The organism is Mesorhizobium sp. M0016, assembly GCF_040324035.1.
Lineage (GTDB): Bacteria > Pseudomonadota > Alphaproteobacteria > Rhizobiales > Rhizobiaceae > Mesorhizobium.
The window spans coordinates 19,971-32,403 of record NZ_JAMYVM010000001.1 but is presented as its reverse complement, the minus strand read 5'-3'; the positions used below and the strand labels follow the sequence as shown (position 1 = coordinate 32,403).

Below are 12,433 nucleotides of genomic sequence, written 5' to 3'. Positions count from 1 at the left end.
ATTCGCTTTGACGGCAGAGCGTCAACGCACCACTTCGCGATGGCCGCTGGGCAGCCGGGTGGCGATCAGCTTGTCGATGCGGCGGCCGTCGAGGTCGACGACCTCGAAACGCCAGCCTTGCGCGTCGACGCATTCGCCGGTCGCCGGCAGATGGTGCATGTGCGACAGCACATAACCGGCGACGGTCTCGTAATCGCGATTTTCCGGCAGGTCGATACCGAGAACGTCAGCCATCTCGTCGGCTTGCATGTATCCCGCGAGCAGCCATGAGCCGTCCTCGCGCTTGACGGCGTTTTCCTCGTCGCCGGCATCAAGGTCGGCGCGGAAGACGCCGGTGATGGCCTCGAGAATGTCGGCAGGTGTGACGATCCCTTCGAAATGGCCGTATTCGTCATGCACCAGCGCCATCGGCACGTCGGATTCCTTCAGCTTCTGCAGCACATCCAGCGCGTCGGCCTGATCGTAGACGATGGGGGCGGCGCGCACATGCTTGCGCGGATCGAGTGCGCGGCCGGCGAGCAGGGCGGCCAGCACGTCGCGCGTCTGAACAACGCCAACCATGACGTCGACGCCGCCGTCGCCGGCCGGCAGGCGCGAATGCTGGGTCTCCATCAAGAGCTTGCGGATGGCACCCTCATCGGACTGCAAATTGATCCAGTCGACCTCGGTGCGCGGCGTCATCACGGCGCGCACGGCGCGATCGCCGAGCCGCATGACGCCGGCGATCATGCGCCGCTCGTCGGATTCGATGGTGCCGTGGTGCTCGGCCTCGGCGACCAGCATCTTGATCTCTTCGTCGGTGACTTTCTCCTCGCTCTCGCCGCGCTGGCCGAGCAGCCACAATATGGCGCGGCCGGAAATGTCGAGCAGGAACACCAGCGGCGCCGAGACGGTGGCTAGGATGGTCATCGCAGGCGCCGCGCGGGCCGCAACACGCTCGGGATCGCGCAGCGCGATCTGCTTGGGCACCAGCTCGCCGACGATCAGCGAGAAATAGGTAATGATCGCAACGACAATGCCGACGCCGAGCGGGTCGGCGATGTTTTCGCGCATGCCGGTCGTGGCCAGGTACACCGAAAGCCTGTCGCCCAGCGTGGCGCCGGAGAAGGCGCCCGACAGCACGCCGACCAGAGTGATGCCGATCTGCACCGACGACAGGAATTTGCCGGGATTGGAGCCGAGCGTCAGCGCACGCCCGGCGCCATTGACGCCGCGGTCGATCATCGCCTTGAGCCGCGCCGGGCGCGACGACACGATGGCGAGCTCGGACATCGACAGAAGGCCGTTCACACAGATGAGGACGACCACGGTGGCGATTTCGACGTATAGCATCAGGGCTCAATAGCATTGCGGCGGGCCGCAGGAAAATAGTCCGCGATGATTTTTGGGAAATGACGGTGGTTCAGGGGAATTGCCTGAGCACCCCGACAAGAGTCTTGCCGTCGGTGAAATAGGGATCGCCGCCGCCGTTGCGTCCGGTCCTGGTGGCGCCGATGCCCGGGATGTCGCTCGCCGAGGTCACCATGCCGGCCGCCGACAGGTCGTGGATCACGAGATCGCGCTCGGCGTCGATGTCAGGGGCGATATGGTGGGTGATGGCGCCGGTATCGTGGCTGAGACCAACGCCGCGGTCGAAGCTGGCCGAGCCCATCCAGAGCGTTCGGCCGTCGTCGCCGGTCGCATCGCTGCGCCAGAAGCGGACATGATGGCGCCGGTCGGCGCTCCCGCCGACCGGCTTTTCGAAGGCGAGATCCTGGGCGCGGCCTTCGAACAGCAGCCGGCTGACCGGGGCGTCAGGATAGGGATGGTCGAACAGCACGCTCTCACCGATTTCGATCGCGGTCTTTAGCGTCACGCCATCGGCCGTATCCCATCCGGTCATGGCGAAGGCATGGACCATCTCTTTTTCGGTACCGACAAGGCCGATATTGATCGGGTCGCCGGGAATGCCTTGCGGCGTGTGTGTCACCATCTCGAAAGTCTGCGTGCGAAAGCCGCGGTCGCGAACCGTCCAGAATTCCGGCGCAGCGACATAGGCGAGGGCCAGCCAGACCGCCAGAAGAGCGGCGAGCCAGGTCAATGCGCGTCGTTGCAGGCTTCGTCGGCTCATGAAAGCGGCTCGATCCGTGCGGTATCTGTGCCTGACGGACCCTGGAAATCAATGGCCAGCGGCGAGCAGCCGTTCTATCGTCGGCCATCGTTTTTGCGGGGGGTGAGCAGGAATGGATAAGAAGCCGGTGGGTCGCAGCTCGATGGCATTGACCGCGGACCTTGTCGCAAGGGTCGAGCGTGTCGAACCGGATCCGGGTCCCGAGCCCGGAACAACCGAGCATACAGACGCGGAGTTCGATAGTCTTGTCGAGCAACTTCTGTCGGAGCATCGGCCTGAAGCGCTATGGGTCTTTGCCTACGGGTCGCTGATCTGGAACCCCGAATTTGCCCATGTCGAGCAGCGCCCGGCCACGGCGCCAGGATGGCACCGCTCGTTCTGCCTGACGCTGACCCGTTGGCGCGGAACCCGTGATTTGCCGGCGCTGATGCTGGCGCTCGATCGAGGCGGCAGCTGCAACGGCATCGTCTATCGGCTGCCCGCGGAAGACCATGTCGGGCAACTTGGCCAGTTGATGCGCCGCGAGATCGATGCCAATCCGCCGACTAACGTGCCATGCTGGATCAAGGTCAAGACCAAGGATGGGCCGTTGCGGGCCTTGGCTTTCGTCGCCGCGCCAGACGGCAGGGCCTATGCGGGCCGGCTGCCATTGGAGCAGGTTGCCGACACGCTGGCGCGGGCTGCCGGGCATTGGGGCTCGTCGGCTCAATACCTGTTCCGAACCGTCAGCAAGTTGGAAGAGAGCGGTATCCGCGACAGGAACCTTTGGCGCATCCAGGATCTGGTGGCCCAGCAAATCATCGCTTCCACCGGGAACGCCAATCCCGACTGATTTCTGAACGGTGAAACGCCTTAGCGGCAGGCGCGGTAGCCGCTTTTGCGGTTCTTGATGTCGAAATGGAAATGGTTGCGGTGATCGTAATTGTAGCCGGGACCGAGCACGGTGGTGAAATACTGGCAGCCGTCGGCACGCACATTGTTGAGGAAGCCGCGGGTGCGGAAGGCAAACAGGCCGGGCTTGCGCACGTCGATGTCGTCGCCGTTGTTGAGCTCGATGCTCATGACGTCGAGGGCGTTGCCCTTGCCGTGCTCGGACAGGACACCTTCGCCGGCGATGTTGCGGCAGGAATAGCTTGAGCCCTGGTGGATGGTCTTGACGCCCGAGAAATAGCGCCAGCGGGCGGAGGGAACCAGTTCGTTGCTGGTCCAGGCGGCGAAACTTGCGGCCATGTCGCAGGTCAATGTTGCGGCGGGCTTCATCTGGATGCCGCCGATGGCGGAGACCTTGACCGGCCAGTCTATGCCGCACTGTCCCTCGTGGATCGGCTGGACATCGGTGTAGACGACGCGAAGCCGCTTCAGCTCGCCACGGCAATCGGTTTCGCTGGCCGGCATCTGCTGCGGCTCCGACTCCGACATCGGCTCGTCCATGTGCGGATAGGCGGCAGTCATATAGGGATTGGACGGGACGAGCTTCTGCATGCCTTCATATTGCGGCACGGCCGCGGTCTGCGAGCCGACATCGACGGCCGGCTGCAGCGACAGCACGCTGCCAGTGTTGCAAGCCGAAACGGCGGCCAGCGCAAGACCGGCGGCCAGTATCGCTGCGCTTTTTGCCTTCGCGGCGCGAAATATTGCGGCCATGGGCGGAATCCTGTCCTTGATCGGTGGGATTTTAACGATCAAGGGTAAAGGAAAACTCAGCGTTCCCGTTCATGCCTGCGGCCGAAATGCGGCAGCCAGACCATCACCGGCATGACGATCACTGAAGGGCCATCACTGGCAGAAAGTGCCACCATTCCGGCGCGGTTCGAGATCGAGATGGAAATGCAGGGAATGGTCCGGGTCCGCGCCCGGTCCAAGCACGGTCTTGAACGGTCCGCAGGCGGCCTTGCGCACCGCATTGAGGAATTTGCCGTCCTTCTCGGGCGGCGTTGGACCGACTTCGACCTTTCTGCCATCTGACAACGTGAAGCTGGCAATATCGAGCGCGTTGCCGAAGGCATGTTCCGACAGATGGCGCGTGCCGTTGCGCGGCCGGCAGACAAAGGCCGATGCCTGGTTGATCGATTTCAGGTCGGCTCCGAACTCGGCTTTCGCCGCCGGCTGTATGATTTCGGCGGCAAAGCGGGCTGCAGCCTCGGCCATTGGGCAGTTGAGTTCGGTCGCGGGGCCGATGGCGATGGATTTTCCGAGCGACTTCAGCACCAGGGGATAGGGGATCGAGCAGCCGATGTCGGGATTGCTTTCCGCCTTATGCTCCTCGAATTCGACACCAAGGGCCGTCAGCCGCTCGCGACAGGCGACTTCCGCCGCCGGCATTTTTGCATCGGGCAAATCGGCCGAGCGCGCATCGGGCAGCATCTTCTTGTCGCCGGCATCGGGTTTTTCAGGTGGTTGCGGAGCAACGGCCGGCGGCTGAGCTTCAGGTTCCGAAGTGTCTGGCTTTTGTGTCGGAATCGGCGCCGCGGCCGGCGGCTCGGGCTCGCTTTGCCTATCGGTCGATGGCTTCGGGGCTGACGGTCCGGGCCGCGCCTGCTTTTTAAAACCGGATTTTTCTTCGTTGAATCGATCGTCATTGGACCGGTTGGGCGCGCCAAGGGGGTTCGGACCTTCGGCCTTTTGCTTTTCGATCAGTGCCGCGCCGGTCTTCGGCGCCTCTGAAGGACGCGCCTCGGGCAGCGGGACAACGCGCGAGGGCTGCACCGGAACATCGGCGGGCGAGGGCTTTTTATCCGGGGTCTTTTGTTCCACCTGCTTTGGCGTGATGTGCCGCTTTGGACTGGGCTTCTGGCGGTGCTTGCGGCGCGGCTTAGGATGCGAGTCGACCTGCGGTGAAAACAGCTGCTCCAACCGCTGTGACAGCGGCGTGTAATGCTTTTTGCGCTGTTTGGCGTCGGCTTGCGTCAGCAGGGGCGTCAGCAGCAGAGCCGTGACGACCATGACCAGTGCAACCCTGGATGTTCGGGAAAGTACAAGCGACCCCATCGTCCTCAACGGCGCGAACGCCCGGAGGTTGCCTGCGGCCCATCACGAACGGTAACGACGTCGTTACGCGCCAATCGCTTCCAGCCCTTCTTCCAGCCAGTCGGCCAAAAGCGGCATGCCGAGCAGGTATTTCGCCGTGCGCTTGTTGGCGCGGTCGCGCGCGGCGGCAACCGCATCGGACCATTCCGCTGCGTCATAGTCGCCGCGGCCGACCCAGGCCAGCGCGATCAACTCGGCCGCTTCGTCGACGTTGAGGTCGTTGATCAGCTCGCGCAGCTCTTCCTCGGTGAGGTCTTCCGCGCTTTCCTCCGCCAGACCGTCATGGTGGTGATTGGCATGTGATTCACCATCGAGCTCGACCTCATGCTCGGCACCGTCGGCATAGTCTTCGTTGACGGCAGCACTCAGTCCCTTTGCCTTGAGAATGAACAGGCGCACGGTGTCCGGGCCGATCGATAGCTCCCATTCCCGCTCACGGCGCTGTTGCACTCTCGGGCACCCCCGCTGATCATTTCCCGAATGATAGCGGATTTGCAGCGCGCGTCACGTCATGTTCTGATCCCTGGCTCCCGCCTTTGACCGAATTCAGGTTAGGCACGGCCGCACAAATAGTTTCGGCGGCTGCGGGTTTCCGGGATGAAAAGTCTGCATCCCGGCGTTAGCTTTTCATTATCGTCATTTTCCCTCAAGATCGTCATTATCCCTCAAGGAGGCTTCGATGCATAAAAGAGTGTTGATCCAGGCGGCTGCGGCGCTTGTGGCGCTGCAGTTCTTTGCGGTTCCGGTGTTTGCGGCCGGCGGCGGTGGCGGTGGTACCGAGACCACCACCCAGTGCAAGAAGGGGCAGGTCTGGGACAAGAAAAAGCAGAAATGCGTCGCGCCGAAGTACGGCATGCTGGACGACGACAACATCTATGATGCTGGTCACGACCTGGCCATGGCCGGGCGTTATGACGAGGCGATCGCCGTGCTCAGCCTTGCCGCCAACAAGCAGGATCCACGCATCCTCAACTATCTCGGCTATTCGCATCGCCATTCCGGCCGTGTCACCGTCGGCCTCGGCTATTACGAGGAAGCGCTCCGCATCAACCCGGATTACACGCTGGTGCGCGAATATCTCGGCGAGGCCCATCTGCAGATCGGCGATCTGGTCGGCGCCCAGGCGCAGCTGGCCGAGATCGAGAAGCGGACGGGCAAAGATTCGCGCGAATACGGCATGCTGGCCGAACAGATCTACCATTTCATGAGAAGCTGACCCCACCCCAACGGCTTCTCTGGGCCGGCTGCGAGCAATCGCAGCCGGTTTTTGTTGTCGCAACTGCAACACGCTGCACACGCCGTGACGGCAATTGCGCAAGTCGGCTCATGATTTTTCAAAAAGCCTGCTTTTTCAGCGTGAAAAACGCGCGAGGATCGCTATATTGGGGAAAATTGCGGTGAAACGGTTCCGTTAGCCCGAGGCTGCCGGACCCGTTTTCTTTTTATACCCATCGACAAGGCTTTCCCCGAAATGCGGGGGTGGCGGCAGGAAAGGTCAGGCATCATGAACAAGGTCCCGATGACAGGCGAGGGGTTCGCGTCATTGAAGGAAGAACTGCGCTGGCGCCAGCAGCAAGAGCGGCCGCGTATCATCGAGGCGATCTCCGAAGCGCGCTCGCATGGCGACCTGTCCGAAAATGCCGAATATCATGCCGCCAAAGAGGCGCAGAGCCTCAATGAGGGCCGTGTCAACGAACTGGAAGACTATATTGCTCGGGCCGAGGTGATCGACGTCACCAAGCTTAGCGGCGACAAGGTCAAGTTCGGCGCCACGGTGGTGCTGGTCGACGAGGACACCGAGGAAAAGAAGACCTACCAGATTGTCGGCGACCAGGAAGCGGATGTGAAATCGGGCCGTATTTCGATCTCCTCGCCGATCGCGCGCGCGCTGATCGGCAAGGAAGTCGGCGACGCCATCGAGGTCAACGCCCCCGGCGGCGCCAGGGGTTATGAGATCGTCCAGGTGCAATTTATCTAGCACCTCAGAATTGCTGGAAGGTCCTATGCCGAAGCTTGGAGCTTAAGGGCTAATAGCTTTTCTGCTTCCGGCACCACCTGTGCCGGCATGAGGCGCTCCCCCGCTGCGGCCAGCAACGTTGAGGCATATTGCCCGCGCGGGCCGGTCAAACCCGGCTCGGTCGCCAGGAACACCGCGACCGTCGGCAGGCCGAAGGCGCTGGCGAGGTGGGTCAGACCGGTGTCGGCGCCGATAACCAGCGTCGAGCGGCCAAGGATCGCGGCAATGTCTGCCAGCGGCGATCTCGGCACCACGATCGTTGACGGCACGGCTTTCGAGATCGCCTTGGCCACCGCCTTCTCACGCTCGTTCGACCAGGTGGTGACCGGCGTCATTCCGCTACCAACCAGCAGGCGAGCCGTTTCGATCCAGTCTTCGGCGGGCCATTTCTTGTCCTCGCGGCTGGTGCCGTGCAGCAGGAAGGCCGTCTTGCCGTCAATGCCGGCCAGGCCGCCGGGAGGCGGCACAATCCCGGATGCGAGCGCCGAAAGATCGGGCTCGTAGCCGAGCGCCAGCCCGAACAGCCGGCGCGTGCGTTCGATGGCGTGCAGGTTGCGCGGCACGGCGTATTTGCGCTGGTAAAACAACGTTGCCGAGGGCTCCCGCGCGCTTGCGCGGTCGAAACCTGCGATTGGTGCCGCTGCCTGTTTCGCAACCAGGGCCGATTTCAGCAGCCCCTGCGCATCGATGACGAGGTCGTACTCGCCTGCTTGCAGAGCGCGGCGCAAGCTTGTCGCCTCCCGCCATGTGCCGGCGTTGAACAGATGCTTGCGCCAGCGCCGGATGGCGACGGTATGGATCTTTGCTATCGCCGGATGCAGCGCGACGATGCCGGCAAAGGCCTCTTCGACGCACCAGTCGAAGGCGATATCGGGGCGCTTGCGGCGTGCATCTTCGACGGCGGGGAAGGTGTGGATGACGTCGCCCATCGAGGAGGTCTTGACGATCAACACCTTCATGCGGCGGCCGGGAGTTCCAGCAACCTGTCCGCCGCCGCTGCCACTCGGGCAACGTCCAGCGTCTTCAGGCAGTTGAGGTGGCCGAGCGGACAGACCTTCCGGTGGCAGGGCGAACAGGACAGATGCAACCAGATCAGTTCGCGCTGTTCAGCCAACGGCGGCGTGTTTTCCGGCGAGGTCGAACCGTAGACGGCAACGACCGGCGTGCCGACGGCGGCCGCGACATGCATCAGCCCGCTGTCGTTGGACACCGCCAGCCTGGCCGCGGCGATCAGGTCGATGGCGTCCTCCAGCCGTGTCTTTCCTGCCAGATCGACGACACCGGGCGCGAGTGCTGCGATCTCGGCGGTGACGTCGCGATCGTTCTTCGAGCCGAACAACGCGACCTTGAATCCTTTCGCCATCATCTCTCCGGCGAGGCCGGCATAGCTTTCGCTAGGCCAGCGTTTGGCCGGACCGAATTCGGCGCCGGGCATCATGGCGACGAATTTTCCCGGCTGCACTGCGAAGCGAGCGAGCAGATCTTTCTGATTGCCGGCGTCGACGGTGAGCCGCGGCGGCCGGAAATGTCCGCCTTGGGCGAGGCCAAAATAGGCCTGCGCGGTGCGCCGTTTGACGGCATCGGGCAGCGGCACGATGTCGGTCAGCAGGCCGTAGCGCATTTCCCGGAGATTGCCGAAGCGGCGGGGGATGCGGGCAAAGAACGGGATCAGCGCCGATTTCCAGCTGCCCGGCAGGACGTAGGCCATGTCGTAGCGGCCGCGCAGCAGGCGGCCGAAGCGGCGGCGAATGGTGAATTCGAGCGCGCCCGGTTGCAGCGGGAAATCGATCTGCTGGCGAATCTCGGGCATGCGCTTGACCAGCGGGGCCGCCCAGGCCGGGGCCAGCACGTCGATGGCGGCGTTGGGATGGACGTCCTTCAGCGCTGAAAACAGGCACTGCGCCATGACCATATCGCCCACCCAGCGTGGGCCGATCACGAGGATCGTTGGGCTTTCAGCCATTCGACATAGTCTCTGACGCCGGTTTCCACGCTGCGGAATTGCCCATTATAGCCGGCTGCGCGCAAGCGGGACATATCAGCCTGGGTAAAACTCTGGTAGCTGCCCTTGAGGTGATCGGGGAATTCGATGAACTCGATCTCGCCCTGGCCCAGCGTATCGATCACGGTCTCGGCAATGGCGCGGAACGGCTGGGCGCGGCCGGTGCCGCAGTTGAAGATGCCGCTCGAGCCGCGCTTCCACAGCCACAGATTGACGTCGGCGACATCGCCGACGTGAATGAAGTCGCGGCTTTGTTCGCCGGGGCCGAAGCCGTCATGGGCGCCGAACAGCTTTGGGTTTTCGCCGCGCCCGACCTGATTGAACAGATGGAAGGCGACCGAGGCCATGGCGCCCTTGTGCGCCTCGCGCGGGCCATAGACGTTGAAGTAGCGCAGGCCCGCGACCTGCGAATGATCGGTGTCGAACACGGTGCGCCTGACATAGTCGTCGAATAGTTTCTTCGAATAGGCGTAGACGTTGAGCGGCCGCTCAAGTGCGGGATCCTCGCGAAACTCCGAACCGCCGCCGTAGACGGAAGCCGAGGAGGCATAGAGGAACGGTATGCGCAGCGAAAGACAGCCATGCAGCAAGCGCTTTGAGAAGGCGTAGTTCACGTCCATCATGAACTTGCCGTTCCATTCCGTGGTGGTCGAGCAGGCGCCCTGGTGGAAGACGGCCTCGACGCGGCCTAGGTCGCCGGCTTCCAAGGTGGCCAAGAATTCGTCCTTGTCGAGATAGTCGGCTATCTGCAAATCGGCCAGGTTGGCGATCTTGTGGCCGTCGGTGAGGTCGTCGACGACGAGGATGTCATCATGGCCTTCGGCATTGAGTGCGGCGACGATGTTGGAGCCGATCATGCCGGCCCCGCCCGTGACGATGATCATGAAGGCCTCTGGTTGCTTGCGATTCCGGTCCTTATAAGGGAGGGCAGCCGGGCTGTCGATGAAGCACCACGACGCCATAGTGAGACCGCGGAGCGGCCCGCTTTATTCGAGGCCCGCAAGCTAGGGGACAAAAAATGCCGTCGACCGAACTGCTCATTGCGTTTTTCGCCACCACGGCGATCTTTGCCTATATTCCAGGACCGGCGATGCTCTATGCCGCCGCGCAGACCATGGCGCGCGGGCGCTGGTCGGGGCTGACGGCGGCACTTGGCATCCATCTTGGCGGTTATTTCCATGTCTTTGCGGCTGCCGCCGGGCTGTCGGTGCTCTTCCATGCGGTGCCGCCGCTCTACATGGCGGTCAAGCTCATCGGCGCGCTCTATCTGATCTGGCTTGGCGTGTCCTTGTTCCGCAAGCGCGGGGACGGTGACACGGCGCTGCCGGCGATCGAGCGCAAATCGGCGCGCCGGGCATTTTTCGAGAGCATCACCGTCGAAGTGCTCAATCCGAAGACGGCGATCTTCTTCATGGCGTTCCTGCCACAGTTCATCGATGCCTCGGCGGGTTTCCCGGTGTGGCTGCAATTCGTCGTGCTGGGCACCATCGTCAATTTAATGTTCTCTTCGGCAGATATTGTCTGCGTGTTGCTGGCAGGCATGGTGATCGCCCGGCTGAATCGCTCCAGCCGTGCGCAGCGCATCATGCAGAGGGCGGGCGGGGCGGTGCTGGTCGGACTGGGCGTCCACGTCGCGTTGCAGAAGAGCTGACGGCCGCCCTGACGTTGCGCTGCGCGGATTTGCGGTATATCGGCTTCGCCATGAACGATCCGGCCCGTAAATTGACAATTTTCAGCGTGATTGAGGTCGGCCTTTCCCTCGCATTGCCAGTGACATGATCAAGCACAATCCGCCTTCGCCCGAACCTTTGCACCGCGCCATTGCCCGCTTTGGCGACGTTGCCGTGCTGGTGGTCGGCGACTTCATCCTCGACCGTTTCGTCAACGGCGTCATCGAGCGCATCTCGCCGGAAGCGCCGATCCCGGTGCTGCACGGGCGCGGCGAGACCTCGACGATGGGCGGCGCAGGCAACGTTGTCGCCAACATCGTCTCGCTGGGTGCCAGCGCTATTCCCATATCGGTGATCGGCACCGATGTGGCCGGCGACAATCTGGTGCGCATGCTGCGCGAACTCGGCGCCGATACGGCTGATATGGCGCAGGAGCGCGGTCGCATGACGTCGTCGAAGAGCCGCTTCAGCGCGCTCAATCAGCAGGTGCTGCGCTTCGATGAGGAAGAGATCAAGCCGCTCGACGACAAGGAACGGGCGGACCTGGTCCGGCATTTTCGCGCCGCACTCACGCGCGCCGACATCGTCATTCTGTCCGACTATGGCAAGGGCATCTTGCTCGACGGCGTCGCCGCCGACCTGATCGCCATCTGCCGCGAGGCGGGAAAACCGGTGCTGGTCGATCCCAAGGGCCGCGACTATGCGCGCTATGCCGGCGCGACCGCCATCACGCCCAACCGCAAGGAGCTTGGCGAAGCTGTCGGTCGCCCGGTTTTCGCCGACGACGAGATCGTCGCGGCGGCACGCCAGCTGATTTCGGCACATGGCTTCGACTTCGTCGTCGCCACCCGCAGCGAAAAGGGCATGAGCGTCGTCGGCGCGGATGAGGCGCGCCACATCGCCACCCAGGCGCGCGAAGTGTTCGACGTTTCGGGCGCCGGCGATACGGTCATCGCGAGCTTCGCGCTGGCTCTGGCCGCGGGCGCCGATCGCGTCATGGCCGCCTCCATCGCCAATGCCGCCGGCGGTGTGGTGGTGGGCAAACGCGGCACCGCGCGGCTGACCGTGGAGGAACTCACCGGCGCGCTGTTCCGCTCGCACGGCCCCACCGCCCACAAGGACGCCATCCTCGACGCCGCATCGGCCGCGCGCATGGTGGCGGCGTGGAAGGACGAGGGCCTGAGCGTCGGCTTCACCAATGGCTGCTTCGATATATTGCATGCCGGCCATGTCAGTCTTCTCCACGCGGCGCGCAGCCAGTGCGACCGGCTGGTGCTCGGCCTCAACAGCGATGCCTCGGTGCGTCGGCTGAAAGGCGCCGGGCGCCCGGTCAACGATCAGCATGATCGTGCCTGCGTGCTCGCCGCCCTGGCCTCGGTCGATGCGGTCGTGGTGTTCGAAGAGGATACGCCGCTGGCGCTGATCGAGGCGCTTCTGCCCGACATTCTGGTCAAGGGCGCCGACTACACGGTCGAAACCGTTGTCGGCGCCGATGTGGTGCAGAAGGCGGGCGGGCGCGTCGTCCTGGTCGACCTTGTCGCCGGCAAGAGCACCACCGGCACGATCGGCAAATTGCGCGCCGGCGGCGGTACCAACTGAGGGATTTC

General features: G+C 63.5%; 13 protein-coding genes. 5 read left to right on the top strand and 8 right to left on the bottom strand.

Translation table 11 applies throughout. From position 1 onward, the window contains the following. Nucleotides 1-21: 21 nt before the first annotated feature. Together NKJ88_RS00175 and NKJ88_RS00170 are read right to left on the bottom strand one after the other, a co-directional pair. The gene (locus NKJ88_RS00175) at nucleotides 22-1,332 is read right to left on the bottom strand and encodes a hemolysin family protein (RefSeq protein WP_023689708.1); all 1,311 of its coding nucleotides are present in this window, start codon (nucleotides 1,330-1,332) and stop codon (nucleotides 22-24) included. Nucleotides 1,333-1,402: 70 nt separating this feature from the next. Then, the gene (locus NKJ88_RS00170; protein WP_352443337.1) at nucleotides 1,403-2,110 is read right to left on the bottom strand and encodes an LssY C-terminal domain-containing protein; all 708 of its coding nucleotides are present in this window, start codon (nucleotides 2,108-2,110) and stop codon (nucleotides 1,403-1,405) included. A gap of 112 nt (nucleotides 2,111-2,222) precedes the next feature. Here NKJ88_RS00170 and NKJ88_RS00165 point away from each other — a divergent pair, with 112 nt between their 5' ends. Beyond that, a complete protein-coding gene (locus NKJ88_RS00165) occupies nucleotides 2,223-2,942 on the top strand; it encodes a gamma-glutamylcyclotransferase (protein WP_502904714.1) in 720 nt (239 codons plus the stop codon). Between the two features lie 20 nt (nucleotides 2,943-2,962). On the opposite strand, the gene NKJ88_RS00160 is transcribed toward NKJ88_RS00165, so the two are convergent. The 3 genes from NKJ88_RS00160 to NKJ88_RS00150 all read right to left on the bottom strand — a co-directional run bounded on the left by NKJ88_RS00160 (nucleotide 2,963) and on the right by NKJ88_RS00150 (nucleotide 5,587). Further along, on the bottom strand, nucleotides 2,963-3,754 hold the full coding sequence (locus NKJ88_RS00160; protein WP_023695766.1) for an extensin-like domain-containing protein: 792 nt from the start codon (nucleotides 3,752-3,754) through the stop codon (nucleotides 2,963-2,965). Nucleotides 3,755-3,886: 132 nt separating this feature from the next. Beyond that, nucleotides 3,887-4,963, bottom strand: a complete 1,077-nt coding sequence (locus tag NKJ88_RS00155; protein WP_352443534.1) for an extensin-like domain-containing protein — start codon at nucleotides 4,961-4,963, stop codon at nucleotides 3,887-3,889. A 198-nt stretch (nucleotides 4,964-5,161) separates the two neighbouring features. Beyond that, nucleotides 5,162-5,587: a DUF3775 domain-containing protein gene (locus tag NKJ88_RS00150; RefSeq protein ID WP_023683751.1), complete on the bottom strand. Its 426-nt coding sequence runs from the start codon at nucleotides 5,585-5,587 to the stop codon at nucleotides 5,162-5,164. 229 nt (nucleotides 5,588-5,816) lie between these two features. On the opposite strand from NKJ88_RS00150, the gene NKJ88_RS00145 reads away from it, so the two are divergent. Together NKJ88_RS00145 and greA are read left to right on the top strand one after the other, a co-directional pair. After that, nucleotides 5,817-6,353 (top strand): tetratricopeptide repeat protein, encoded by a 537-nt coding sequence (locus NKJ88_RS00145; protein ID WP_023705872.1) that lies wholly within the window; start codon nucleotides 5,817-5,819, stop codon nucleotides 6,351-6,353. Nucleotides 6,354-6,641: 288 nt separating this feature from the next. Next, a complete protein-coding gene (gene greA, locus NKJ88_RS00140; RefSeq protein WP_023683753.1) occupies nucleotides 6,642-7,115 on the top strand; it encodes a transcription elongation factor GreA in 474 nt (157 codons plus the stop codon). A 23-nt stretch (nucleotides 7,116-7,138) separates the two neighbouring features. Here greA and waaC read toward each other — a convergent pair whose 3' ends face one another. The 3 genes from waaC to rfaD are packed head-to-tail and all read right to left on the bottom strand — an operon-like array spanning nucleotide 7,139 to nucleotide 10,040. Beyond that, nucleotides 7,139-8,113, bottom strand: a complete 975-nt coding sequence (gene waaC / locus NKJ88_RS00135) for a lipopolysaccharide heptosyltransferase I (RefSeq protein ID WP_023683754.1) — start codon at nucleotides 8,111-8,113, stop codon at nucleotides 7,139-7,141. Beyond that, nucleotides 8,110-9,117 carry a lipopolysaccharide heptosyltransferase II gene (gene waaF / locus NKJ88_RS00130; RefSeq protein WP_023695762.1) on the bottom strand — a complete coding sequence of 336 codons (1,008 nt, stop codon included), beginning with the start codon at nucleotides 9,115-9,117 and terminating at the stop codon, nucleotides 8,110-8,112. The genes waaC and waaF overlap by 4 nt, the downstream gene beginning before the upstream one ends. Continuing rightward, nucleotides 9,090-10,040: an ADP-glyceromanno-heptose 6-epimerase gene (rfaD, locus tag NKJ88_RS00125; RefSeq protein ID WP_023683756.1), complete on the bottom strand. Its 951-nt coding sequence runs from the start codon at nucleotides 10,038-10,040 to the stop codon at nucleotides 9,090-9,092. Before rfaD ends, waaF begins: the two co-directional genes overlap by 28 nt. A 134-nt stretch (nucleotides 10,041-10,174) precedes the next feature. Here rfaD and NKJ88_RS00120 point away from each other — a divergent pair, with 134 nt between their 5' ends. After that, nucleotides 10,175-10,807 carry a LysE family translocator gene (locus NKJ88_RS00120; protein WP_023823431.1) on the top strand — a complete coding sequence of 211 codons (633 nt, stop codon included), beginning with the start codon at nucleotides 10,175-10,177 and terminating at the stop codon, nucleotides 10,805-10,807. Between the two features lie 124 nt (nucleotides 10,808-10,931). Continuing rightward, complete coding sequence (gene rfaE1, locus NKJ88_RS00115; RefSeq protein WP_023671976.1) at nucleotides 10,932-12,425, top strand: D-glycero-beta-D-manno-heptose-7-phosphate kinase; 1,494 nt, start codon at nucleotides 10,932-10,934, stop codon at nucleotides 12,423-12,425. Nucleotides 12,426-12,433 lie beyond the last annotated feature (8 nt).

Excerpts from the sequence above, each read along its gene's own strand:
- rfaE1 (WP_023671976.1), top strand. The coding sequence starts at position 10,932 with ATGATCAAGCACAATCCGCCTTCGCCCGAACCTTTGCACCGCGCCATT.
- rfaD (WP_023683756.1), bottom strand. The coding sequence starts at position 10,040 with ATGATCATCGTCACGGGCGGGGCCGGCATGATCGGCTCCAACATCGTC.
- greA (WP_023683753.1), top strand. The coding sequence starts at position 6,642 with ATGAACAAGGTCCCGATGACAGGCGAGGGGTTCGCGTCATTGAAGGAA.
- NKJ88_RS00175 (WP_023689708.1), bottom strand. The coding sequence starts at position 1,332 with ATGCTATACGTCGAAATCGCCACCGTGGTCGTCCTCATCTGTGTGAAC.
- NKJ88_RS00160 (WP_023695766.1), bottom strand. The coding sequence starts at position 3,754 with ATGGCCGCAATATTTCGCGCCGCGAAGGCAAAAAGCGCAGCGATACTG.
- waaC (WP_023683754.1), bottom strand. The coding sequence starts at position 8,113 with ATGAAGGTGTTGATCGTCAAGACCTCCTCGATGGGCGACGTCATCCAC.
- NKJ88_RS00170 (WP_352443337.1), bottom strand. The coding sequence starts at position 2,110 with ATGAGCCGACGAAGCCTGCAACGACGCGCATTGACCTGGCTCGCCGCT.
- waaF (WP_023695762.1), bottom strand. The coding sequence starts at position 9,117 with ATGGCTGAAAGCCCAACGATCCTCGTGATCGGCCCACGCTGGGTGGGC.
- NKJ88_RS00165 (WP_502904714.1), top strand. The coding sequence starts at position 2,223 with ATGGATAAGAAGCCGGTGGGTCGCAGCTCGATGGCATTGACCGCGGAC.
- NKJ88_RS00145 (WP_023705872.1), top strand. The coding sequence starts at position 5,817 with ATGCATAAAAGAGTGTTGATCCAGGCGGCTGCGGCGCTTGTGGCGCTG.
- NKJ88_RS00120 (WP_023823431.1), top strand. The coding sequence starts at position 10,175 with ATGCCGTCGACCGAACTGCTCATTGCGTTTTTCGCCACCACGGCGATC.